The sequence below is a fragment of the Streptomyces capparidis genome, from assembly GCF_054782095.1.
On sequence record NZ_BAAGTD010000001.1, the window covers coordinates 189,999 to 212,029 of the forward strand.

Below are 22,031 nucleotides of genomic sequence, written 5' to 3' on the forward strand. Positions count from 1 at the left end.
AGCAAGCGGGGCCGAAGGGGACGGAGGGGCGGGCGGTGAGCGAGTCCGTTAGCGACATACAGCGTTGGTTGGATGAGGAGCCGTCTCGCGGCTTCTGCGTCATCGGCAAGGGCAAGTCGAGCCACATCAGTCGTGGGAACGACGAAAGCCTCTGCGGCAGGCTCATGCTGACCGCCGGAAGCCGGTACATCGACCCGATCGATTCGTTCGACTACATGCCTTGCCGGTCTTGCTGGAAAATCATGGAGCGCGAAAGCGCCGAACTGGAAAAGGCGGGGAACGTGGCTGCAAAGCTCAAGCTGAGCGAGGTTCGCGGAAATGTCCAGATCGGCAGCGCGACGGGAAGCGGCGGGGTGCCGCACGCCATCAAGGAGACGACCGAAAGCGGAAACATTCCCTACTGCTCCGTCAAACTGAAGAACCCCCTTCGGAGCTGGGGCCCCGCCACGGACCAGAATCCCAACCTTGAGCTTTGTGCCGCGTGCAGCAAGGTCGTTCCCACGGGCCCCGTGGCCGTCTCCGTAGAGAATTCGAAGATTCCCGAACCGGGGCGCTCGATCCCCGCTACAGTAACCACGCCGGTTGACGCCGACACCAACGAAGAGAAGACGGAGAAGGACACCATGGCCGCGAAGGCGACGATGCTCAAGGAAGCTCAGGACAAGGCCGCTGAGGAGATCCGGGCGGACATTGAGCGCCTGCCGTCTCTCATCGCTGAGGGCAAGGACGATTCGGCCAAGGAACTCGCCGACCAGATCACCACCGCGATTCAGGCGATCACCGGCACGGGCGCCGCCGCCATCAAGGCCAAGCTCCGCGCTGAGTTTCAGAAGACGAAGAGCGACGCCGAGAAGGCGAAGGCGGAGAAGGCGAAGGCGAAGGCGGAGAAGGCCGCCCCGGTCGTTCTGGCCACTCAGGACTTCATGAAGGTGGAGGGTGTCCCCAACCGAATCGCTGCGGCTGCCGATAAGGTCAGGAAGGTTGCCGGAGAGAAGTTCGCCCGGGGCAAGGAGGTGGCCGAAGCCATCTTCGACATCCGCACCCACATTCTTGACAAGGACGGCGACCCCGACCTGACCGCCCGCAGCGACCAGGCCAAGAAGGCTGCCACCAAGGTTTACGACACCGTCCTTGAGGGTCTGCCGGAAGAGGGCACGGACGAGAACGCCGACATCATCCGTGAGGCCATTGGGGACATCAAGAAGGACGTCCGCAACGCCATGACCGATGTACTGGTTGGCTACGTCCGGTCGCTGGACACCACCCCGGACGACCCCGAAGAGCTGAAGGTGGTCGAGGCGGAGCGGGCGCGCTTCAAGAAGGCGCTTGAGGCGTTCCCGGACATGAAGCCGTCCGACGCGATCAACGCCTACTACGAGAAGGCGGGCAAGGCCCTGCCGACGCAGACCCGCGCGGAAATCGCGAGGGCGAACCGCGAGAAGAAGGCGCTTGAGCGCAAGAAGATCGAAGAGGCCGTTGCAGCGGGCGAGATCTCGCCCGAAGAGGCCGAGGCGACCCTCAGTGCGGACGGCAAGGAGGAGGAGAAGAGCCCTAGGGAACTCCGCGCCGAATGGGTCAAGAAGACCGAGAAGGCGTTCAAGCGCCAGATCAAGGCCATTGCGGCGCTTGAGGACCCTGCCGAGCAGGAAGAGGCGCTTGATGAGCTGACCGCCCTTCTGACGGCCATGCGCAAGGAACTCAAGGCCCAGCAGTAGGACCGCTCAGGTAGTCGCAGGGAAGCCCCCGGACCTTACGCGAAGAGTCCGGGGGCTTTCCGTCAGACCACCGACTCACGTGAGTCGGTGCCTAGGAGGGGAGGACCGATGACCGGCGAAGTCATGGGGGTAATGCGGTGCGCCGACTGCAAGAAGGGGTTCATGGCGTGCCCCGAGTGCGTCAACGTTGTGCGCATCGACCCTGAGACCGGCTTGCCGCCCGATGTGGTCGTTCTGGACGGCGAGGCACGCCACAACCCCAATCCTGACCCGGCCGCCTTCGAGCGGTCCGTGAAGCAGCCGGTGTGCGATGACTGCGTTGCCTACCGCAACGAGCTGACCCGCGCAGGCAGCGAAAGGGCCCGGCACCATGACGGGACGGTCATGCTCGCTGCCGACCGGCACCGGATGCACCACCGCTGACCCTGAGCGCCCGTCTGAGCGCCTTGTAGCCCCGTCTGGCCCCCGTGGGTCGGGCGGGGCTACTTCATGCCCGCAGACGGGCGCGCAGGGGTCCTCAAGGGCGTGGGCAACCTCCGCGCTCCCCGGCTAGGTGACAGCGAACCTAGCCGAAGGGGGTACGCGTGGGACGCGTACGCACTATCCAGCGAGGCGGCAGCCGCTTCTACATCCACCCGGACCGGCCGGAGATCAAAGCCCCCGGCGTAACGTCCGTGGTGTCGATGCTGCCCAAGCCCTTCCTGAACTTCTGGTACGCACGCATGACGGCGGAACTGGCCGTTGACAGCCTGCCGTTCGTCGCGCAGATGGCGGAGCGCGACCGGCAGGGGGCAATCGACTACCTCAAGGGTGCCGCGCGCCGGTACACGAAGACGCGCGCCGACGTGGGCAGCGACGCTCACGACCTGTTCGAGCGCATGATTCGGGGAGCCGACCGGCTCACTGAGCGCGACGCACGCGGGGAGTTCGTGACGCGCGTCCACCCCGACCTTGAGCCATACCGGGAGCGCTTCGCCGATTTCCTGGCAGCGGTGAACCCTGAATTGGTCCGCGCCGAAGACGTGGCATGGAGCGACCAGCACGACTACGCCGGGTCGTTTGACGCTGTACTCCGCGTGTGGCTGGACGACCACGGCAAGGCCACACCGGACCGGTCCGGCACTCCGCATCTCCTGATCGCGGACTGGAAGACCAGCAAGGACACCTACCCCGACGTGGCCTTGCAGATGAGCGCCTACGCGCACGCCGACCGGATCATTGCGCCGGACGGGACGAGTGGGCCCATGCCGAAGTTCGATGGCGGCGCAGTCCTGCACATCACCCCCGAACTGTGGTCGTTCAAGCCGGTACGGGTCGATGACACCGTGTTCAAGTTCTTCCTCGCGCTCCGGAAGGTGTTCACGTGGGACCGTGAGGTTTCCAAGACGGTCATCGGACGCCCGATTGCCAAGAGCGCGACCGGCCTTGAGACCGGCACTCAGCGCCGGGCCCGGTAGTCGGGCAACCCCCTCGCTCTAGGCCAAGCAGGGGGCGGGCGCAAGACGGAGACCACCGACTCACGTGAGTCGCTGGTCGGTACCTCTTCCGCCCGCCCCTTTCCAGTCCGCCGCAATGAGGAGACCAACGCGCATGGCGCTGACCATCTTCGACACCGACCCGAACGCCCGGCCCAAGCCGAAGCCGACCTTCAGCGACGACACCGTTGGGCGGTTCCACTCCGGCCGACAGGTGGACGGCCAGCCTGAACCGCTCTCGGATTGGCGCATTTCCACGGGTGACCCCGTGGTTGCTGCGTCCGTTGCCCAGCTCTTCGGGGGCGAGCCGATCGAGACGGAGAGTACCGGAGAAAACTTCATCGACGTGTTTACCGATCGAGACTCCATCCCCATCGTACTGGACGGACGCGAGTCGATTCACGCCGACATGAAGCTCTGGAACCGAAACAAGCTAGTGCATCACTGCGACGGGTCGGTGTTTATCTCGCCGGACGACAAGAAGGGAAAGCCCTGCCACTGCCCCGAACTCTTCGCCGAGCGCAAGCAGGCAGCGAAGGACTTCATGGGGCCGTCGCCGTCCATCACGGTTACGTTCCGTCTGGCCGATGACCCGGACTTGGGAAAGTTCAAGTTCCAGACCTCAAGTTGGGTCATGGCCAGCGTGCTTCACGAGTACGACAACAGCCTTGCCGCCATCGACGGCCCGGCGCTGGCGGAACTGGCCCTAGAACTAGTCGAATACACCATCAAGAAGGGCAAGAACAAGGGGCTCGCCGTCAGCTACTACAAGCCCGTAATCAAGGTGCTCAAGAGCTATAACGACGCCATCGCTGACGAGCGGTAATGGAAATCCCCCTCATGGGCGCTGGCTTGCCCGCACCCTTTCCGCTCTTCCTCAGATGCGCACATGACGACGTGATCCGTTCCCCGCTTTGGGAGTTCGCGCCTCATGAGCGAAAGGCAGTGATCAGCGAAAGGCGGCGGCGCTTCGGCGTGAACGACGACGAAGGGCTAGACATTGGCTAAGCGGGGAGTGGTCACGGACTACGCCGGGGAAGAGCTGTACCCCGGCGATCTCATCAACTACGCGGCTCGGCAGGGGAACCGGGTGCGCGTCTCCGACGCCATCATTCAGCAGGTGACGGCTGTCCTGGTGGACGGACGGCTACGTCCCATGCTCAAGGTGCTGCCGACCGGCACTGAGAGCGGGTTCACCAAGCGCCGCACCATGCGGGCGGAGTGGATAGGCGCGGAACACGCGCGACTGATCATGGCGGACGCCTCGCGGTACGGCGACTGACAGCGGCACGACCGGCGATCAACACAAGGGCCGGACGGTTCCCAAGGCGGGGCCGTCCGGCCCTTTCGCCTATAGCACCGACTCACGTGAGTCGGTGGTCTGGAGAGGTATGGAGCGAATGGTTACAGCCGACGCTGCGCCCGCACTTGGAGACATGAGGCGGATGGGCCGGGGTGACACGGTATGGCTGACCCCTGGCGCCGAGAGGCGGGCCGACTGGTCAAGGTGCGTGGACGCTGCGACAGCGGCCCTCATGCGTGGCGCTGACGTTCGGTGGTGTCGTCGTGGTTAACCCGAACAAGGCGAAGGGGACGCAATGGGAATCCGATGTGCGCGATTACCTGAACACGGCGCTAGGTCTGGTCGATGAGTACGGCAAGTTTTTGGATCCGTACGACGCCCACAACGTCCGCCGCCCGGCGCAAGAGGGGGCGGCGGACGTGGGTGACGTGCACGCGGTTCCGTTCGTCCTTGAGTGCAAGAACGTCAAGCGCGCGAGTGTGCCAACCTTTCTGCGGCAAGCGGAGGTTGAGGCCGGTCACGCGGGCTTCCCGTACGGCGTCGCTGTGGTCAAGGTGCCCCGGTTGAATGTGCGACGGGGCAAGGTGCATTTCAGCGTCCGGACGTGGACGCGCGTGCGGCTCGCGCTGGGGATGTCGTCGCGCGCCTTTGCGGCCCGGTATTCCTTCGCTGCCTCGCTGCGAGGGTTGGACTCCGGCAAGTGGTACATGGCCACGCAGCTTGAGGACTTCCAATTGTTGCTGGCCGACGTGCGGGCCAAGCGTCACAGAAAGTAAAAATCCGCGGCTCGCCGGCTTCCCCTATGTCCGTTTCTGGTCGGATTCTCGGCCACCGCGGGGCGTACCCAGAGTCACGGACGGACCTGGCAACGCGCGCGCTCAAGGGGGAGTGACGGAAGGAGGCGACGGAATGACCTTCGCTCAGGTACTAGCCCGGTTCGCTGACGTGACGGAACAGCCGGACGGGGGCTATCTGGCTCTCTGTCCGGCACACCAGGACACGCGCCCATCGCTCCGCATCTGGCGCGGGGATGACCACAAGGTACGCATCACGTGCCGTGCCGGGTGCTCTGCCGGAGACGTGATCGGCGCTGCTGGGTTGGTGTGGGGAGACATGTTCAACGCGACTGGCCCGGGGGCCACGGTGCCGCGTGAGCGACCGGCGCCGGTCGGGCCGGGGCCGACGGCCGCGCTGGCGCTTTACGTAGGACAGGCCGTGGAGTGCCTACACGATCCAGTGTCGCGTGTGGGGACGCTCGCCATGGCGTACGCGGCCAAGCGCTTCGGCATTGACGAAGACCTTGCCGAAGAACTCCGGCTCGGCGCTGACGACGGGTTCAGCGCCCCCAACTTCCCCTACCGGTCCCGGGCGTTCGCGCGCCACCCACGGCTGACCGTGCCCCTTCTCGACTTCGGTGGCACGGCCCGTGGTTTGCAGGGTCGGGACCTAAGCGGGGCGTGCCCGGGGCGCTGGGTTTCGCTCCGCAACCCCGAAGGGCAGCGGTGGACCCCGTACGGCGTTTTCCGGGGACAGGGTGGCTACGGGGTCGCCCTGGTCACTGAAGGGCCGGGAGACGCGCTCACAGCGTGCGCCGTGGGCTATGACGCTGTGGCCGTCCGGGGCGCCTCCCTTGCCGGGAGCCCCGACCTTGCCGCCGAACTTGCGGAAGGGCTCAGGGGATCGCAAGTTATCGTCGCCGGGGACAATGACACGGCCGGGCAGGGGTTCACTAGGCGGCTCTCTGAAGGGCTTGCCGCCCACGGCGTGGCCGTCTACACGCTGACCATCCCCCACTCAGGCGACGATCTCACCGACTGGCGAGCGCGCGACCCCCACGGCTTCCCGTTCGCGCTCCACCATGCGGTCAAGTCGGCCCGCCCGCTGACCAGTCCGGCCGAAGCCGAGGCGGAGGCGGTCTCCGCCGAGCTGACCGACCGCACGGGCGCGGACGTGGTGACCCGCGACGAAGGCACCGAAGCGGCCCGCATCCTCGCCGGGCTCATCAACCGCTACGGCGAGTCCGACGCCATGAACGCTCACGCCCTGGTCGCGTGGGCCGACGGGTGCATACGTCACGCCCCGGGGTTGGGCTACTACGTGTGGAACGGCCGAACGTGGGAACGCTCGGAGGTTCGCGTTCGCCAGGAAATCCACCGCATGGGCGCCGCCCTGGTACTTGCGGGTGAGACCCAAAAGGCACGCGGCTTCACCATGACCACCCGCATTGATTCGTTGCTCACTGAACTTCGGAGCGTACCCACGGTGCACGTGGACGCATCGGATTTCGACAACCGGCCGGATCTGCTGAGCTTCAAGAACGGAACCGTGGATCTTCGCACGGGCACCCTTCGCCCGCATGACAAGCGCGACATGATCACGTACCGGCTCGATCTCGACTACAACCCCGATGCCGAGTGCCCGCGCTGGGAACAGTTCCTCGCGGAAATTTTCCCCGGCGACCCGGAGTTGCCCGGCTACTTCCAAAGACTCATCGGCTACGGCATCACCGGCAGCAACGCCGAACAGTGCTTCTGTGTGCTCTGGGGCAAAGGGGCCAACGGCAAGAGCGTCGCCACGGACACACTTACGGCCGTCTTCCGGGCCATCAGCCGGACCACCCCGTTCGCCACTTTCGAAGAGAAGCCGTCCGGAGGCATCCCGAACGACGTTGCCGCGCTCAGGGGCTCTCGGCTGGTCATGGCGTCCGAAGGTGAGTCCGGCAAGCCCATGTCCGAGAGCGTGCTCAAGCGCGTGACCGGAAAGGACATGATCAGCGCGCGTTTCCTGCGGCAAGAGTTCTTCGAGTTCAAGCCGACGTTCCTGTTGTTCCTCGCCACCAATCACAAGCCGAAATTCAAAGGCGCGGACGAAGGGCTTTGGCGGCGCGTCAAGTTGCTGCCTTTCACGCGGTGGTTCGCCCCCCATGAACGGGACCACGGACTTGACGCCAAGCTCATGCAAGAAGGCGAAGGCATTGCCGCATGGGCTGTCCGTGGGGCTGTCGAGTGGTACCGCGACGGACTCAAAGACCCCGCTGCCATTACCAGGGCAAGCAGTGAGTACCGGGCGACCAGTGACGCACTCGCCGGATTCCTTCCCGGTGTCCTTGAGCACTGCGACGACTCCCACGTAATGAACGGCAACGACGCTTTCAACCATTACTTGGATTGGTGCGAAGCGGAGAACTTGCCTCAGAAGGAGCGATGGACTCGCCGCACGTTCTACGGCGCTCTTGAGGAACGGGGGGTTACCCGCGTGATCAAGCGGGCGGGTGTCGCTCTCGCTGGTGTGCGTGTGGCGGAAGCGGCAGCGCGCGCAGACGGGCCCGGCATCTTCGCCAAGTAACCCCACCTACCCCGGACGGCAGACCACCGACTCACGTGAGTCGGTGGTCTGCTCGCGTTAAGGAGCGTGCACGTGCTGACCTACCGCCACCCCGTAGCCGAAGACGTGGTGAACGTCCACGTACCGGCGACCCCGGAAGAGCTTGACGCATTCACTGACTGGGCGCGGCAGGCGGCTCAGCGGGGCCCGATCGCACTGGACACGGAGACCAGCGGGCTTGATGTGTTCAGTGACGGCTACCGCTTGCGCACGGTCCAATTCGGCGACGCGCATACCGCGTGGGTTATCCACTGGGAGCGCGGGGGCCCATTTCGGCGTGCGGCGCTCGAAGTGCTGACGAAGGCTCGCCGGTTCCTCGTTCACAACGCTGCCTTTGACTGGCTGGTATTGGACGCGCATGCGGGCATACCGCTTGAGGACTTGGCGCCCCGAACCCGGGACACGCGCGTGATGGCTGCTTTGATAGACCCCCGGCAGCCGCAAGAGGGAGGCATCGGAACCGGCCTCAAGCCCCTATCCGCGTACTACGTTGACCGCACGGCCCCTGACACTCAGGGGGACCTTGTGACCGTCTTTCGCGGACTGGGGCTCACCAAGTCCAACGGCTTCGCCCGCATCAACGTAGAGCATCCGACCTACAACCTCTACGCGGGGCTTGACGTGGTACTGACGGCCCGGCTGGAACCCTGCCTTTCCGCTGAGCTATCCCGGCTGGGAGTGCGTGATCGGCTGATTGAATACGAGCACGAGATAGCCCGGATATGTGCCCATATGCAGCGTGCGGGACTCATCCTTGACGAACCGTTCACTCGTGAGCTTGACGCTGCTCTCCGCGAGGATGCCTGCGAAAACGCCGCCGTTGCCGCCCGGTACGGCGTCGAGTCGGTCAACTCCAACAAGCAAATAGCGGAAGCGCTCGCTGGTATGGGCGAGACGCTGACGGAGCGAACGGCAGGCGGGGCCGTCAAGGTGGACAAAGCCGTACTGCTCGCGCTCGCGGACATGGACTTGCAATGGAAGCGCCTGGGCGTCCGCACGCCCAATCCCCTGGCTGAAGCCGTCTTGAGGAGCAAGCGGGCGGGGAAGTGGCGTTCGTCCTATGCCGAGACATTCCTAGAGACCGTGGACGGCACAGGCAGGGTGCATCCGTTCGTCAACTCCCTGGCTGCCCGCACCGGGCGCATGAGTGTCACCCGGCCCGCACTTCAAACTCTGCCGTCCAGTGACCAGATGATTCGACGCTGCCTCCTCGCCGACGAAGGTCACGTCATGGTTTCCACGGACTTTCAGGCCGTGGAAATGCGGGTACTCGCAGCGCTCGCCGACGTGAAACGAATGAAGGAGGGTTTTCGGAGCGGCGGCGCCGACTTCGACATTCACATGTTCACGGCTCGGCTCATCAAAGGGCCTGGAGCCACACAGGGTGACCGGAAGCTCTACAAGGGATCCGGCTTCTCGAAGGTGTACGGGGGAGGGGTTAAGACGGCCGCACGCCAGACCGGGGCCAGCGAAGCCGATATGGCCCGTGCCTTTGTCGAGTACGACCGTGCGTTCCCCGAAATCCGGCGAGCGTCGGCGCGCTGGCAGCGTGAAGCACGGGCAACCGGCATGGTTACGGTGTCGGCCACTGGGCGACGGATGCCTCTTGACCGTGACCGGGTGTACGCCGTTGTCAACTACCAGTGTCAGAGCGCCGCGCGGGACCTATTGGGCCAAGCCTTGCTGAACGCCGAAGCTGCCGGACTCCTGCCGTTCATGCGCCTGCCGATCCATGACGAAATCTTGGCTTCGGTCCCGTGCGGTGACGCCGAAGGAATCGCCCGCGAATTCGAGAAGGCAATGACATTCGATCTGTTCGGCGTTCCCGTCGTCAGCGGGGCCGACATAGGGGGCCGTTCGTGGGGTTCGCTGTATGGAGCCGACTTCTAGACCACCGACTCACGTGAGTCGGTGGTCTGTTACCTCGGCGTGACCTGACTCCGCCTCAAGGATGACCGAAAGGGGAGCGCTCCGCCCGAAGGCTGAGCCCCAGTATCGCCTTTAGAACACTCAACAACCTTCCAAAAGACAAGCGGTCTAACCCGCCAACACGCCTGTTGTTGCTGGTCGTTGCGCTGCCTAGGTTCAACGCCACCGCAACGACGAAGGCAATGCGCAAGCCCCGTTCGAGCGATCCCGGACGGGGCTTTGTCATGCCCCCGCATGTCCAGACGCTTCGGTGATTCGGCTCACCAAACGGTCTAGCGCGCTCTGCCCCCGTTCCGGGCAACCCTTGCGCTCCCCAGCGGAGTGCAGCGTCCCCGGAATACGCGGAGCACTCCTTGATAGACCTCACCGAAGCCCAGATTGCCGCCGCGAAGGACAACGACCTTAAGGCCGTCACGGCAGTCGTCAAGGCAACGGAGCAGCGGATACAGCAATTGGCTTGGAAGTACGCCACTGGCGCCGGACGCACGGACCAAACCCTTGCCGACGACCTTGCCCAGACCGGACGCATAGCCGTGTGGGAAGGGCTCAAGCGCTTCAAAGGCCGCACGGTCGCGGAGTTCTTCACCTTCATGGACCGGACCCTCAAGGGAGTCATGAGCGACACCCGGAAGGAAGAGACCCGACACGGAGTCTCGCGGTCCGTGGCAGCCGCATTCGAGCGGGCGCTATCCCTCGCCGGGGGCGACCCATACGAAGCGGAGTGGGTGGCCACCACGAAGGAAGCCATGGGGGACCGGCGACTCAGCCCCGAGACCGCCTACGCGGCCCGTCTGAGTTACCAGGGACTTGAGTACCTGGACGCTCCGCGTGGCGAGAGCGAAACCGGTGAAGTCGTCACCCTGGCCGACACACTCGCCGCTGAAAGCGGCGTGCCGGTCGATCTGCTGGACCCCAGCGACTACGCGCGGCAGCGCAGCAAGAAGACCGGCCTGAAGGTGCGCAAGGTGCTTGCTCGACTCGGCGAGCAACAGCGAATCGTACTCATGGCGCTTACCGGAATCGTTCCCGTGGACTTCTACGGCACCGAACGAGACGACGAACTTGCCGCCGACTACGGCATTCCACCGCGTCAAGTCCGCGTCGTTCGCAGCAAAGCCAAAGATCGGTTCGCTGAACTCTGGCTCGCCGCCGCCTAGTCGAAAGGGTCAGCGCAATGCGTTTTGCGACCGCTGAAGGCGGAACCGTCGAAGTGACCCGCGTGGGAGCCTCCTACGACATCCACGTACGTGACGCTGCCGGGCGGACTGTCGCCACGGTGGACATGTCGGCCGATGACGCCTTCCGGCTCATGCGGAAAATCGAAGACCTCAACCCCTGAACCGCCCAACCTGAGGAGAATCGCAGTGCTGAACGTGACCCGAGAGACGAAGGCAACCCTTGCCGCGAAGGGCGGCGGGCGCGTGCTCGCGTGGCACAACGACAAGGAGCGGGGGACGCTGAGTGTCGCCGTGCCGGGTGACCGTGTGAAGCTGACCCCGACAGAAGCGCGCAACCTTGCCGCATGGCTCATAGACGCAGCGAACGCCGTCGAGACCCCGGACCGGTCGCCGCTTCGCACTGCGAGGGTCCACGCCGAAGCGCGCGCCTCCCGCTGGTAGCCGCAGACCACCGACTCACGTGAGTCGGTGGTCTGGCGTGACCGTCAGGGGCGGAGTGTCAGCGGCCCGCGTCCACCCTCCGGAGGAACGTCAAGGCTCGCTCGATCCGCTCCGGGTCGTGCTCGAAATAGCCGATGCCGGATGCACAGCTCTGGCACACGGTTCCAAGGATTTCCCCTGTTCCCCCCTTGCGGTAGGCACTGTTGCGCTGCCGTCTCGACCCTGACTCTGCGCCGCAGACATCGCACGCGCGATCCATCAGCGCATTGAGATCGTCCACCGACATGCCCAGAGCCTTCGCCAGTCGGCGCACCTTCTCTTGGCCGTGGTCCCTTGCTACGCCTGCCTCTGCTTCAGCCTTGCGCTGCTCTGCCATCTTCAGGGCTTTGCATTGCTTGCACGGCTGGGTCCGCTTCACTTCGCCGCTACGAAGGCGGCCGTTCGCGGGGAATTCGTCTACCGGTTTCGTTTCTCCGCATGCATTGCAACGTTTCGACGTATCGGGCATCGGAGCAGAATACCACCGACTCACGTGAGTCGGTGGCTCATTAAAGGGGGAGTCGTGAATCGCTCCAAGGATCACCACCCGGCGTGCTACTGGCACGGGGGATGGTCATGTACATGCGGCGGGCGCAGGCAGATGGGGGCGACGCCGGGAACCAAGGTGTTCCTGTTCGTGCTGACCATCATCGTCTTGGCTTCGCTGTTCGGAGGGTGAGGGGGGCGTCGTGGCGACCAAGGAAGAGCGTGCGGCGTTTCTGGCTCGCGTCAGTGAGGCGCTGGGGGATGCCTCAACGCCGGAGCAGGTGACGGCTGCTTACTGCCTCGTAAAGCGCGAGGGGCGAGCGCTGGGCAACTCTGCGAACTGGCAAGGCGCCTGTGACTGGCTGGTGGCCAACTACGAAGAAGCGACGGATGATGCCCGGCGCCGCTGGGTCGCCCTTGAAGGCTTCGCGATGATGGAGAGCGCGAACGATTAAAGCACCGACTCACGTGAGTCGGTGACCTGAAATGAGCCCTCGTCAGAAATGGCGAGGGCTCTTTCGTGTTTGTGACGCTGACCACATGAGAAAATCACCATGCGGCGAGATACAACCCCCGGATGAGTCGGGGAGTCTCTACTCCTACTGAGGTAGGACATCGAGCCTGGTCGCTACCACTTCCCGAACATGTGTTCTATGGTGACGGCATGACTACACACAGTGCAGGGGTCGTGCTGGTGTCGGCATGGGTGCCTGAGCTGGGGGACAACCGGCTTGACTGGCATCCGTGCCCCGACCTGCCGTCTCCTGTGGGGGAAGAGCGCATCACGACGTGCACCGACATGGGGGCCGTGCTGAGGGCCCAAGGGGCACTGGTGGCCCGTCTGCTCGCTCGGATCGGGCATTACGACGGTTTCCGCCTGCTGGCCCGTGCTCGGCTCTCAGGGGACCTCGCGGGGTCGTCTGAGTGGTACCTGAGCCCAGAGACCGGCATCTACCTCCCGTACCCGGAAGGCGTCTGGTCGGCATGCGACTACGGCCAGCACTGCCACGGCCAGGACGACGACGAAGAGCTTGCCGCAACGCTCGCAGCGTGACGGCGGACACCACCACCAACGACCACACCGGGGGAACGCCGACGCAGACGCGCCGACGCACCGCACGCCCAAGAGGGCCGCACCATCGCAGGGGTACTCATGCACCACATCCGCAACGCCGCAGCGCTCGGCGCTTCGCTCGCTGTCTTCGGACTGCTGACATGGACTTCGGCCGTCGCCGAACGCCAGCCGGAAGGCGGGCGCGGCGTGACCATCGAGCCCGACAGTGAACCGGCCGACGCCACCAAGCCCGACGGCCACACACCGGGCCCTGAGCGGCCGTCAACGGCCACTGTGCCCCCTGCGGCGCCCCAACCTCCCGCGTCCCCCGACGCGCCGCCCGCGCACGGCAGCGGCCCCGGAGTGGACGACGGCAAGGAGCTGGGCGAGAGCAACCCCGGCGAAGCAGCGACGCCACCCCGCGCCCCCGTGGGCCAGCCGAAGGACAGCGGCAGCAACCAGGACCAGGACCAGGACCAGCGTCGCGGACTGTTCGACAAGGAAAACCTTGGTGACGTGCTCGACCGCATGGCACCCGGCGGTGAACGGATCGCTGACGCGGTACCTGATTGGGCGTCGCCGCTCCGCGCCTACCTCACGACCGTTGCCGACACGGCCGTTGAGCTTGAGGTGACAGCCACCGACCCGCAGACGGACGCCGTGACCGTGACGGCCACGCTGACGGCCGCTGACGGCTCAGCAGAGGGCGTACCGCTAGTAGTTGAGGTGACGGTCACGCCACCCCCCGCGCCGCTTCCCGGGGCACCGACCGAAGTCGCCGTTGAGGTGACCAACACGGCAACGGGGGAGCGAGCGACGGCAGAGCGGGAGAGCACGCCGGAAGCGGTCACGGTCATGGCCACGGTCGCCACCGTGACGACGGTCTCTGACGTGCTGGCGGACGGCCGCGCCGCTGACGCGATCCTCACTCGCAGTGAGGCCGCGGTGCCATCTATGTCCGTTTCGCCCTAGGGATTCTCTGCCGGCTGGAGCTAAAATTTTCACGCAGAGTAATGAGCCGCCCCGCCACTCCGAGGAAGCAGAGCGGCGGGGCGGTGGGTGAAGACGGGGCCTACTCCTCGAAGTCTCCACGGCGGACGGCAGCGACGAACGATGCCCAGCCGTCCGGCGAGAAGGTTAGTGCGGGCCCGGCTGGGTCTTTGCTGTCACGGACGGGGACGATGCCTTGCGCCTTCGCGTACCCCGGGGCCCATTGAACGCACTCACCGCCGTTCACCTGGCTGTAGGACGAACTGTGCCAGTCCGCTTCTGATATGTGGGGGCGGTTGCTCATGGATAGTGATCCTTCAAAACGGCGTCGATGATCTCTGCCGACTCGTCCGGCGAAGCGGCCATGGCTCTGAGGAGATCATAGGCATCTTGCGCCGCTGCAACGTCGTCCGGCTCAGCAAGGATGTACCCCCGGGGGAACCCGTCTACGTGTACGACGTCGTTCCCTGCGTCGGCCCCGGCCCTAGGCTGCCGCCCGCCTCGCGCGGGCCCTTTGTCGCTCTTGTTGAACGAGAGGAGACCGAACGGGCTCGCCCATCCGTGGTGCTGGCCCCGGTTGCGGATGATCTGGACACGGTGAACAGGCGTCTCGGCAAGCTCACGCAAGCGCGCAAGCTGACCTTGCATGATCTTCGCGTTGCCGACGGTGTTGGTAAGAACCGCTTCGTTGAGGACAAGCCACAGACGCGCGGGCTTCTCTCGGGTTAGCACGCGCTGACGCTCAATGCGAGCCGTCACCAAGTCGTCAAGGTTGGTCGGTCGGCCCGGCCGGAGAACCGCCCGCGCGTACTCGGGAGTCTGCACCAAGCCCGGCAACAGTTGCGGATGGAACATGCGGATCTCGACTGCCTTCCGCTCCAACTCAACGTACGGGCGGAACCACGGCGGAAACGCGAACCGCAACGCTAGTGGCCACAGTCGCGCGAAGCGTCCCCCTGAGTGGGGGAACACGCGATCACACGCCTTCGCGAACTCTTCCGAGGGAAGGCGCTCGCCTGCCTCAATCTTGGCAACCAGGGAGTAACCGCAGTTGGCCGCGTCGCCTAGTTGATCCCGGGTCATCCCCAACCGCTCACGCTCTAGCCGCACTTCGTTGCCGAAGTGGCGGAGCGGTGAGGCCGCCGGGTCGTCGTCCTGGTGTTCGGTGCTCATCTGAACTCCCGAAGGTCTTGGACAGTTCAAACTGTCCAGCGGCAACCTCTAGCAACCGCTGTGCGCGGTCGGCCAGCCTGTCAGTGCATCAAGTGACGGCCCGCTCAAGGAGCGTAGCGAGAGACGGCAAGAGGTTCTCATGACTCCCACACCCCCTCAACACCACGCGGACAGCACACAGGCACCCGCCCCGGACCACGAGCCCGACGCGCCCGAGCTGGGGACGCTGGTCAAGGATCTGGGCAACGTGGACCGCCACGGCAACCCACGTGTCGGGCGCGTCGTAAACCGCTGGTGGAACTCCAAGACGTGGCTGAGGCCGGAGGGTGGAGGCTACGAGTGGTCTGCCCGTCCCGAGAATCTGCGGCCGGTTCCCTTGAGCGATCAGCTCCTTCCCCCGGTGGCTGAGGCCAATCAGCAGAGCCGCATGAAGGCGGGGTGAGCGGGCCACGCCATCTCTGCGGCGCCTCATGAACTCCGCTCCGGCTTGTTGCTGCTCTCCCACGATGAGCAACGTGCTCACGAGTATCAATTCGGAGCGGACCGCCCCGCCTTGTTCAATTCTCGGCAAGCGAATGAAGGAGGAGGGGCACCTAAAAGCTCCCGTCTGGCGGGGACGTCGGTAGGCGCCGCCAATCCCCCGCTGGACGGGCACCAAACTTCGGCCTCGATAGTCGGAGTGGCTGGCCTTAGCGCAAAACGAACAACAAAGGGAATGTATGCAGGCGCCGGTGATAAAGCCCAAAGAAAAAGTGTTGGGCGCACAGCGTATACAGGTAGCGGCCTACTACAAACAGGAGTACGAACGCGGAGTACCTATTCGTTCCCTGATGAGACGTACTGGCCGGTCCTATGGCTTCGTCCATCGGATTCTGTCAGAGTCCGGAGTGAAATTCCGAAAGCGTGGCGGAGTCACCCGAGGCGCAGGCGCTCTGCGGAAGAAAACCTGAGACTCCGTCCCGGTTGGGGCGGACGGGGGAGCACAACGGCGCGGGGACGCACCCCGCACCAAGCGAGAAGCTAGGGAGAATCACCCATGAGTGAGTCGATCAAGCTCGACAACTTCAGCATCCCGGAGTTCCCGGGCGTCCAGTGGGAGAAGTCGTCGGCTTCCACCCCGGGCACCCTGGACGACTGTGTCACCCTCGCCGCGCTGCCCAACGGTGCCGGTGTCGCCATCGGTGACACGAAGACCCGCAGCGGCATGCAGTTCACGGACTCCGAGTTCCGCGCGTTCCTGTCGGGCGCCAAGGCGGGCGAGTTCGACCACCTGCTGAACGGCTGACGCGCGAACACGTCAGCGGAACGGCCCCTCGCCACTGATGCGGCGGGGGGCCGCTCTCCTCAACCTCGTCACAGAAAGGAGAAAAGAGAATGACCTCGGCGCTTGCTCGCTTAGTCGATGACCCGGAAGTGTTCCGCCGGAAGTGGCCGGACACGCCCCGGGTGTTCAAGTCTCCCTCCCCGCGAGACATTCACTCGCTCCTCAGTCGGGACGACGCCCGCCGTATCGTCTCCGAGCCGGGATGTCAGCCCTTCCAGATGGCCATGGTTCGGGAAGGTGTATTGACCGGTTCTCGGCCGAGCGCCGATCACGTGACCGACACGCTTGGGCTTAACGGCCTGCATCTGACGTGGCCCCCGCTCATTTCGTTCTGCCGCGCATTGGCCGGAGAGCTTGGGCACCAGGTAACCGGGAATGCCTACCTGACTCCGCCGAACGCCAAGGGGTATCCGCCGCACTGGGACACCCATCATGTGTGGCTCGCTCAGGTCGAGGGGGCGAAGCTCTGGCGGCTCAACCGGCCGGTATTCACCGACCCCTTGGAGCGGCACGCTTGGACAAAGGTCGGCTTCACCCCGGAGCAGCGGGAAGCGGTGACCGCAGGAGCCCCGGACTTCGAAATCACGCTGCACGCCGGAGAGGTTCTGTGGATTCCCCGGGGATGGGTGCATCACGGCCGGACCGGCGAAGAACACAGCCTGCACGTCACGTTGGGTGTGCAGCTCTTGACCCGGCATTGGGTGCTAGAAAGGCTCGTTGACAAGCTGACGGAAGAGGTCGAGTTGCGGGCCGCGCTGCCCCCGGGCCTGAGTGACGCCGACTTCGCCCAGCTCGTTCTGGACACGGCGGCACTCGCCGTGGACACGATCAACGGGTGGGAAGAGGCCCCGGTAGGGCAGGATCTCTGGCTGGCTCAGCAGATGGCCATGCTGGGCAGGAAGTGACGAGTAGACTCCCCCACTGACCACCCAGGCGACGGAACAGCAGGGGGCAGTATGGCGGGCAAGCACCGGCGAAACCGGCTCTGTAATCACTGCGGGAAGACCGCCGGGGCGCCGTCCACGAAGTTCCCCGGAAAACAGGTCAGCCTGTTAGTTGACTTGGAAGAGTACGCGGACGAGGAGCGCATTTTTCAGGCTCCGCGCTCTGCCGATAACCCGCTGCCGCTCTTTCTGGTGTGGTGCACCGACTGTGCAACCGAGATGATCGAGGCGGGTGACCCAATCGTTGACTATCAGGAAATCGGGTTTCCGAAGGGCTCGTTAGATGGTCCGTACGCTCAAATCCTGAAGAGGTTCGGCAAGGGCCTCGATCAGCGCTGGCGCTAGTCCGTTGCGGGCTACAGTCGGAATTGGGCAGAACTCCCGCTCGGGGTGGCATCGGGCGGGAGTGCTCACGCCGCAGATGACTGCCCGCTGTTGGTCCTGGCGTCGTCGGCAGGCACAGCGAACAGCGCCCAGCCTCGGCCCCACTTCCGGCAGGCGACACGCTCAGGCAGGCGCAGCGCCGTGAAGGTGGCGGCCATCTCATGCCACTGCCGCTCTGCGTCCGTCCGGCTCAGGCAGCCGGTAAGCCGTCGTGTCGTGTCCATGCTTCGACCGTAAGCGGCGAGGCTGGGGCATACCTCCGACCGAGGTAGGAGTCAGGTCTCGGCTTGGTCACTGCGGCCGGAGCGCTCAGCTACGTAGGTGCCGCGCTGCGGCACGACGAAGACGACCCCTTCATCAACGAGCGCCGCAATGGCCCGGCGCACGGTCGGGCGGCTCAGTCCGAACTCATCTACAAGGCGGGCTTCCGATGCGATCGGGCGGTTGGGCTTCCAGTCTCCGCGCTCAATCCGCGCCTTGAGAATCCCCGCAAGCTGCCGGAACGGGGGCTCCGGCGCGTCCCGCTCAATCTGGTCGTCTGGTCCGTAGCTCATGACTTCACGCTAGCCGCACGCCAACGTCATCGCTCATGCTCTTACGTTCCTTTACGTGTCTTGACGTAAAGGCGTAGAGTCACCAACGAAAGACCCCGGCGGCGGCTGGCACCGCCCCGGGGCATGGCCCACAGCTTCCAAGGAGCTGAAGACATGCGTGACCTTATCGTGCGCCTTCTCGGGCGGCTCGCCCTGGCGCTCATTCCCGGAGCAAACCCCCGGGGGACTCTGCTGCGGTGGACTGAGGCGCTGTTCCCCGCGACCGGGAAGCACCGTGTGCCCGCCCCTGCCCCCGCTCCCGTGGTGATCTGCTCTGCGAGGCTCCCCGTGCCCGTTCACGTGCTCCGGCGCAGCATGCCGATAGTCGAAGTCCCCCGGCACCGCATCCCTCCGTACTACCTCGCCCACCTAGAGCAGCGGCAGTGCCGGAAGCGTCGTCGTGAGCTGTTCTGGGCGACGATGGGGCTCGACTACCCCGGCGTGCAGCTACGCAGGCAGTAGGCCCCTACGAGCCACTAAGCCCCGCTCTGGTCGCTGACCGGTGCGGGGCTTTTTGCTGGGCCACGGGGCGACTCGGGTCCTGGTCGGTCACGGCCCGGGGCTTTGCGCTGGCCCGTAGGCTGACCCGTATGGCGGAGACCCGGCTAGCGCTTGTGAGAAGGGCACGGAGGATCAACCGTGCTCTTGCTGAGACTTACCCGTATGCGCACTGCGAACTTGATCACGTCAACGCATGGCAACTGCTGGTCGCAACGGTGCTCAGCGCCCAGACCACGGACCTACGAGTCAACCAAGTGTCCCCGGCCCTGTTCGCCAAGTACCCCCGTCCCGCTGATCTAGCAGGGGCAGACCCGGCAGAGGTTGAGGAGCTGATCAAGCCCACGGGGTTCTTTCGCGCCAAGACTCGGAGCATCACGGGTCTGGCCGCTGCCATCGTGGCTGACCATGGCGGCAGGGTACCCAAGACCCTTGCTGACCTGGTCAAACTCCCCGGCGTGGGGCGGAAAACCGCGTTTGTGGTGACTGGCAACGCCTGTGCCTGTGAGGCGAGCAGGGAGGGTGATCCGAACCATGGTGCTAATGTGCATGCCCCCTTCGGGGTGCCCGGCATCACGGTGGACACCCACTTCGGACGGCTGGTGCGGCGCTGGCGCTGGACCGCGGAGGAGGACCCGGACCGCGTGGAGAAGGAGGTCGGCGCGCTGTTCCCCAAGAGCGAGTGGACCATGCTCTCCCACCGGGTGATCTTCCACGGCCGCCGGATCTGCCACTCCCGCAGGCCGGCCTGCGGCGCCTGCCCGATCGCCCCCCTGTGCCCGTCCTACGGCGAGGGCGAGACCGACCCGGACAAGGCCCGCAAGCTGCTCAAGTACGAGCTCGGCGGTCTGCCGGGCCAGCGCCTGAAGCCCCCTTCCGGCTACCCCGGCAAGCCCGCGCAGCCACTGGCGGGCGGCCCGCCGGCGGCCGGCGACGCCTCCGCGGGCGACGGGACCCCGCCCGGGGAGGCGCGGTGACGACGGCGGGTCCGGTGACGGTCACCGCCGAGGGGCTGCCGCAGTGGCTGCGGCCCCTCGCGCGGGCGGCCGGCGCCGTGCGCCCCGAGCAGCTCAGCCGCTTCCTGCCGCCCGCGCGCGGCGGCCGCGCCTCCGCCGTCCTGGTCCTGTTCGGGGAGGGCCCCTCGGGCCCCGACCTGCTGCTCATCCAGCGGGCCAAGTCGCTGCGCTCCCACGCGGGGCAGGCGTCCTTCCCCGGCGGCGCCCTCGACCCCGAGGACGGGGACCCGGAGGGCGACGGCCCGCTGGTGGCGGCGCTGCGGGAGGCCGAGGAGGAGACGGGGCTGCGCCGCGAGGGCGTCCAGGTGTTCGCCGTGCTGCCCCGGCTGTACATCCCGGTGAGCGACTTCGTGGTCACGCCCGTACTCGGTTGGTGGCGCACTCCATCACCGGTCGCGCCTGTCGATCACTCCGAGGTGGCCGCCGTGATGAGAGTCCCGTTGAGCGAGCTGACCGACCCCGGCAACCGGGTGCGGGTGCGCCATCCCAGCGGCCACCGCGGGCCCGGCTTCCTGGTCGGCGACGTGCTGGTGTGGGGCTTCACCGCCGGGGTGATCGACCGGGTGCTGCACTTCTCCTCCCTGGAGCGGGAGTGGGACCGCGGGCGCGAGGTGGAGCTCTCGGCCGACGCGCTGCGCCTCGACCACCGCGACGAGCTCCGACGGAGGGGCCACGGGCAGTGAACGTGCTGGACATCCTGCTGCTGCTCGCCGCCGTCTGGTTCGCCGTGATCGGCTACCGCCAGGGGTTCGTGGTCGGCATCCTGTCGGTGATCGGCTTCGTCGGGGGCGGCATAGTCGCCGTCTACCTGCTGCCCCTGGTGTGGAACCAGGTCTCGTCCCCGGACGCGCAGGGCACGGTGGTGCCGGTGCTCGCCGTGGTGGTGGTGATCGTCTTCGCCTCCGTGGGGCAGGCGCTCACCACGCACCTGGGCAACAAGGCGCGCGACCACATCACCTGGCAGCCGGTCCGGGCGCTGGACGCCACCGGCGGCGCGCTGGTCAACGTGCTGGCGATGCTGCTGGTGGCGTGGCTGATCGGCTCGGCGCTCGCCGTCACCACCCTGCCCACCGTCGGCCGGGAGGTGCGCTCCTCGCGGATCCTGGCCGGGGTCTCGGAGGCGATGCCGCACGAGGCCAACACCTGGTTCGCCGACTTCAGCGCGGTGCTGGCGCAGAACGGGCTGCCGCAGGTCTTCCAGCCGTTCCAGAACGAGCCCATCACCGACGTGCCCGCGCCGGACGCCGCGCTGGTCGGCAGCCCGGTGGTGGCGCAGGCCAGGCAGAGCATAGTGAAGGTCGTCGGCACCGCGACCAGTTGCAGCAAGGTGCTCGAAGGCACCGGCTTCGTCTACGCCAGGGACCGGGTGATGACCAACGCCCACGTGGTCGGCGGTGTGGACGAGCCGACCGTCCAGATCGGCGGCGAGGGCAGGCTGTACGACGCCACGGTGGTGCTCTACGACTGGGAGCGCGACATCGCCGTGCTGGACGTGCCGTCGCTGCCCGACAGCACCCCCGCGCTGCCCTTCGCCGACGACGACGCCGAGGCCAGGGACGACGCGATCGTGGCGGGCTTCCCCGAGAACGGCGGGTTCGACGTGCGCGCCGCCCGGGTGCGCGGGCGCCTCCAGGCGTCGGGCCCGGACATCTACCACCGCGACACGGTGCGGCGCGACGTGTACTCGCTGTTCGCCCTGGTGCGCCAGGGCAACTCCGGCGGGCCGCTGCTCACCCCGCAGGGCGAGGTCTACGGCGTGATATTCGCCAAGTCGCTCGACGACTCCCAGACCGGGTACGCGCTCACCGCCGACGAGGTGCGCGCCGACGCCGAGGCGGGCCTGACCGCCCAGGCGCGGGCTGACACACAGGGCTGCGCGCTGTAGGGGGCGCCGCGGGCCGGCAGGGCCGCGCCCTGCCGCGCGGCGCCCGCGATCCCGTCAGGCGTTGCGGGCGTGGCGGAGCCGGGCCGTCATCCAGCGGGCCCGGCGCCCGATGATGCGGGGGATCCCCACCGTGGCCGGTCCGAGGCGGTTGGCATCGACCACTTCGTTGCGGTCCGGCGGGGGTGTGAGCGGGGCAGCCTGATTCGGGGCCCGGCGGCGA

Annotated in this window: 27 protein-coding genes; 22 read left to right on the forward strand and 5 right to left on the reverse strand. The window is 66.1% G+C overall.

From position 1 onward, the window contains the following. Positions 1–35: 35 nt before the first annotated feature. The 11 genes from ACYVO2_RS00880 (at position 36) to ACYVO2_RS00930 (ending at position 11,425) form a co-directional block, all read left to right on the forward strand. Positions 36–1,715 carry a hypothetical protein gene (locus ACYVO2_RS00880; protein ID WP_461005538.1) on the forward strand — a complete coding sequence of 560 codons (1,680 nt, stop codon included), beginning with the start codon at positions 36–38 and terminating at the stop codon, positions 1,713–1,715. Between the two features lie 108 nt (positions 1,716–1,823). Then, positions 1,824–2,138 carry a hypothetical protein gene (locus ACYVO2_RS00885; RefSeq protein WP_461005539.1) on the forward strand — a complete coding sequence of 105 codons (315 nt, stop codon included), beginning with the start codon at positions 1,824–1,826 and terminating at the stop codon, positions 2,136–2,138. Between the two features lie 161 nt (positions 2,139–2,299). Then, entirely contained in the window at positions 2,300–3,172 is an 873-nt protein-coding gene (locus ACYVO2_RS00890) for a hypothetical protein (protein ID WP_461005540.1), read from the forward strand. Between the two features lie 133 nt (positions 3,173–3,305). Then, positions 3,306–4,016, forward strand: coding sequence for a recombination directionality factor (locus ACYVO2_RS00895; protein WP_461005541.1), 711 nt, complete (start codon positions 3,306–3,308; stop codon positions 4,014–4,016). Positions 4,017–4,190: 174 nt separating this feature from the next. Then, positions 4,191–4,472, forward strand: coding sequence for a hypothetical protein (locus tag ACYVO2_RS00900; RefSeq protein ID WP_461005542.1), 282 nt, complete (start codon positions 4,191–4,193; stop codon positions 4,470–4,472). A gap of 257 nt (positions 4,473–4,729) precedes the next feature. Further along, entirely contained in the window at positions 4,730–5,269 is a 540-nt protein-coding gene (locus ACYVO2_RS00905; RefSeq protein ID WP_461005543.1) for a hypothetical protein, read from the forward strand. Between the two features lie 469 nt (positions 5,270–5,738). Further along, positions 5,739–7,838, forward strand: coding sequence for a phage/plasmid primase, P4 family (locus tag ACYVO2_RS00910; RefSeq protein ID WP_461005544.1), 2,100 nt, complete (start codon positions 5,739–5,741; stop codon positions 7,836–7,838). Positions 7,839–7,910: 72 nt separating this feature from the next. Continuing rightward, complete coding sequence (locus ACYVO2_RS00915) at positions 7,911–9,767, forward strand: DNA polymerase (protein WP_461005545.1); 1,857 nt, start codon at positions 7,911–7,913, stop codon at positions 9,765–9,767. Positions 9,768–10,159: 392 nt separating this feature from the next. After that, positions 10,160–10,963 carry a sigma factor gene (locus ACYVO2_RS00920; protein WP_461005546.1) on the forward strand — a complete coding sequence of 268 codons (804 nt, stop codon included), beginning with the start codon at positions 10,160–10,162 and terminating at the stop codon, positions 10,961–10,963. Between the two features lie 17 nt (positions 10,964–10,980). After that, positions 10,981–11,145 (forward strand): hypothetical protein, encoded by a 165-nt coding sequence (locus ACYVO2_RS00925; RefSeq protein WP_461005547.1) that lies wholly within the window; start codon positions 10,981–10,983, stop codon positions 11,143–11,145. Between the two features lie 25 nt (positions 11,146–11,170). After that, positions 11,171–11,425: a hypothetical protein gene (locus ACYVO2_RS00930; protein WP_461005548.1), complete on the forward strand. Its 255-nt coding sequence runs from the start codon at positions 11,171–11,173 to the stop codon at positions 11,423–11,425. Positions 11,426–11,483: 58 nt separating this feature from the next. On the opposite strand, the gene ACYVO2_RS00935 is transcribed toward ACYVO2_RS00930, so the two are convergent. After that, a complete protein-coding gene (locus tag ACYVO2_RS00935) occupies positions 11,484–11,933 on the reverse strand; it encodes an endonuclease domain-containing protein (protein WP_461005549.1) in 450 nt (149 codons plus the stop codon). A gap of 220 nt (positions 11,934–12,153) precedes the next feature. On the opposite strand from ACYVO2_RS00935, the gene ACYVO2_RS00940 reads away from it, so the two are divergent. The 3 genes from ACYVO2_RS00940 to ACYVO2_RS00950 all read left to right on the forward strand — a co-directional run bounded on the left by ACYVO2_RS00940 (position 12,154) and on the right by ACYVO2_RS00950 (position 13,976). Then, a complete protein-coding gene (locus ACYVO2_RS00940) occupies positions 12,154–12,405 on the forward strand; it encodes a hypothetical protein (RefSeq protein ID WP_461005550.1) in 252 nt (83 codons plus the stop codon). A gap of 209 nt (positions 12,406–12,614) precedes the next feature. Further along, positions 12,615–13,004 (forward strand): hypothetical protein, encoded by a 390-nt coding sequence (locus ACYVO2_RS00945; RefSeq protein ID WP_461005551.1) that lies wholly within the window; start codon positions 12,615–12,617, stop codon positions 13,002–13,004. A gap of 99 nt (positions 13,005–13,103) precedes the next feature. After that, a complete protein-coding gene (locus ACYVO2_RS00950) occupies positions 13,104–13,976 on the forward strand; it encodes a hypothetical protein (protein ID WP_461005552.1) in 873 nt (290 codons plus the stop codon). Positions 13,977–14,076: 100 nt separating this feature from the next. On the opposite strand, the gene ACYVO2_RS00955 is transcribed toward ACYVO2_RS00950, so the two are convergent. Next, complete coding sequence (locus ACYVO2_RS00955) at positions 14,077–14,298, reverse strand: DUF397 domain-containing protein (RefSeq protein ID WP_461005553.1); 222 nt, start codon at positions 14,296–14,298, stop codon at positions 14,077–14,079. Beyond that, positions 14,295–15,167: a helix-turn-helix domain-containing protein gene (locus ACYVO2_RS00960; RefSeq protein ID WP_461005554.1), complete on the reverse strand. Its 873-nt coding sequence runs from the start codon at positions 15,165–15,167 to the stop codon at positions 14,295–14,297. Before ACYVO2_RS00960 ends, ACYVO2_RS00955 begins: the two co-directional genes overlap by 4 nt. Positions 15,168–15,886: 719 nt before the next feature. Here ACYVO2_RS00960 and ACYVO2_RS00965 point away from each other — a divergent pair. From ACYVO2_RS00965 to ACYVO2_RS00980, 4 genes are all read left to right on the forward strand, one after another. Continuing rightward, positions 15,887–16,117, forward strand: coding sequence for a helix-turn-helix domain-containing protein (locus ACYVO2_RS00965; RefSeq protein ID WP_461005555.1), 231 nt, complete (start codon positions 15,887–15,889; stop codon positions 16,115–16,117). Between the two features lie 86 nt (positions 16,118–16,203). Then, entirely contained in the window at positions 16,204–16,452 is a 249-nt protein-coding gene (locus ACYVO2_RS00970; protein WP_461005556.1) for a DUF397 domain-containing protein, read from the forward strand. Between the two features lie 89 nt (positions 16,453–16,541). Further along, positions 16,542–17,396 carry a JmjC domain-containing protein gene (locus ACYVO2_RS00975; RefSeq protein WP_461005557.1) on the forward strand — a complete coding sequence of 285 codons (855 nt, stop codon included), beginning with the start codon at positions 16,542–16,544 and terminating at the stop codon, positions 17,394–17,396. Between the two features lie 51 nt (positions 17,397–17,447). Beyond that, positions 17,448–17,780 carry a hypothetical protein gene (locus ACYVO2_RS00980; RefSeq protein WP_461005558.1) on the forward strand — a complete coding sequence of 111 codons (333 nt, stop codon included), beginning with the start codon at positions 17,448–17,450 and terminating at the stop codon, positions 17,778–17,780. A gap of 65 nt (positions 17,781–17,845) precedes the next feature. Here ACYVO2_RS00980 and ACYVO2_RS00985 read toward each other — a convergent pair whose 3' ends face one another. Next, complete coding sequence (locus tag ACYVO2_RS00985) at positions 17,846–18,043, reverse strand: hypothetical protein (protein WP_461005559.1); 198 nt, start codon at positions 18,041–18,043, stop codon at positions 17,846–17,848. A 51-nt stretch (positions 18,044–18,094) separates the two neighbouring features. Beyond that, positions 18,095–18,373: a GntR family transcriptional regulator gene (locus tag ACYVO2_RS00990; RefSeq protein ID WP_461005560.1), complete on the reverse strand. Its 279-nt coding sequence runs from the start codon at positions 18,371–18,373 to the stop codon at positions 18,095–18,097. A 354-nt stretch (positions 18,374–18,727) separates the two neighbouring features. Between ACYVO2_RS00990 and ACYVO2_RS00995 the strand changes: the two genes are divergently transcribed. The 4 genes from ACYVO2_RS00995 (at position 18,728) to ACYVO2_RS01010 (ending at position 21,811) form a co-directional block, all read left to right on the forward strand. After that, the gene (locus ACYVO2_RS00995) at positions 18,728–18,874 is read left to right on the forward strand and encodes a hypothetical protein (RefSeq protein ID WP_461005561.1); all 147 of its coding nucleotides are present in this window, start codon (positions 18,728–18,730) and stop codon (positions 18,872–18,874) included. A gap of 128 nt (positions 18,875–19,002) precedes the next feature. Continuing rightward, on the forward strand, positions 19,003–19,887 hold the full coding sequence (locus ACYVO2_RS01000) for an endonuclease III domain-containing protein (RefSeq protein WP_461005562.1): 885 nt from the start codon (positions 19,003–19,005) through the stop codon (positions 19,885–19,887). After that, positions 19,884–20,609, forward strand: coding sequence for an NUDIX hydrolase (locus ACYVO2_RS01005; protein WP_461005563.1), 726 nt, complete (start codon positions 19,884–19,886; stop codon positions 20,607–20,609). The genes ACYVO2_RS01000 and ACYVO2_RS01005 overlap by 4 nt, the downstream gene beginning before the upstream one ends. Further along, entirely contained in the window at positions 20,606–21,811 is a 1,206-nt protein-coding gene (locus ACYVO2_RS01010; protein WP_461005564.1) for a MarP family serine protease, read from the forward strand. The genes ACYVO2_RS01005 and ACYVO2_RS01010 overlap by 4 nt, the downstream gene beginning before the upstream one ends. Positions 21,812–22,031: the final 220 nt, after the last annotated feature.

Bases quoted from the DNA above. Each gene is read 5' to 3' on its own strand.
- ACYVO2_RS00980 (WP_461005558.1), top strand. From the start codon at position 17,448: ATGGCGGGCAAGCACCGGCGAAACCGGCTCTGTAATCACTGCGGGAAG.
- ACYVO2_RS00965 (WP_461005555.1), top strand. From the start codon at position 15,887: ATGCAGGCGCCGGTGATAAAGCCCAAAGAAAAAGTGTTGGGCGCACAG.
- ACYVO2_RS00925 (WP_461005547.1), top strand. From the start codon at position 10,981: ATGCGTTTTGCGACCGCTGAAGGCGGAACCGTCGAAGTGACCCGCGTG.
- ACYVO2_RS00960 (WP_461005554.1), bottom strand. From the start codon at position 15,167: ATGAGCACCGAACACCAGGACGACGACCCGGCGGCCTCACCGCTCCGC.
- ACYVO2_RS00985 (WP_461005559.1), bottom strand. From the start codon at position 18,043: ATGGACACGACACGACGGCTTACCGGCTGCCTGAGCCGGACGGACGCA.
- ACYVO2_RS00990 (WP_461005560.1), bottom strand. From the start codon at position 18,373: ATGAGCTACGGACCAGACGACCAGATTGAGCGGGACGCGCCGGAGCCC.
- ACYVO2_RS00995 (WP_461005561.1), top strand. From the start codon at position 18,728: ATGCCGATAGTCGAAGTCCCCCGGCACCGCATCCCTCCGTACTACCTC.
- ACYVO2_RS00955 (WP_461005553.1), bottom strand. From the start codon at position 14,298: ATGAGCAACCGCCCCCACATATCAGAAGCGGACTGGCACAGTTCGTCC.
- ACYVO2_RS00885 (WP_461005539.1), top strand. From the start codon at position 1,824: ATGACCGGCGAAGTCATGGGGGTAATGCGGTGCGCCGACTGCAAGAAG.
- ACYVO2_RS00945 (WP_461005551.1), top strand. From the start codon at position 12,615: ATGACTACACACAGTGCAGGGGTCGTGCTGGTGTCGGCATGGGTGCCT.
- ACYVO2_RS00950 (WP_461005552.1), top strand. From the start codon at position 13,104: ATGCACCACATCCGCAACGCCGCAGCGCTCGGCGCTTCGCTCGCTGTC.
- ACYVO2_RS00975 (WP_461005557.1), top strand. From the start codon at position 16,542: ATGACCTCGGCGCTTGCTCGCTTAGTCGATGACCCGGAAGTGTTCCGC.
- ACYVO2_RS00970 (WP_461005556.1), top strand. From the start codon at position 16,204: ATGAGTGAGTCGATCAAGCTCGACAACTTCAGCATCCCGGAGTTCCCG.
- ACYVO2_RS00935 (WP_461005549.1), bottom strand. From the start codon at position 11,933: ATGCCCGATACGTCGAAACGTTGCAATGCATGCGGAGAAACGAAACCG.
- ACYVO2_RS01000 (WP_461005562.1), top strand. From the start codon at position 19,003: ATGGCGGAGACCCGGCTAGCGCTTGTGAGAAGGGCACGGAGGATCAAC.
- ACYVO2_RS00895 (WP_461005541.1), top strand. From the start codon at position 3,306: ATGGCGCTGACCATCTTCGACACCGACCCGAACGCCCGGCCCAAGCCG.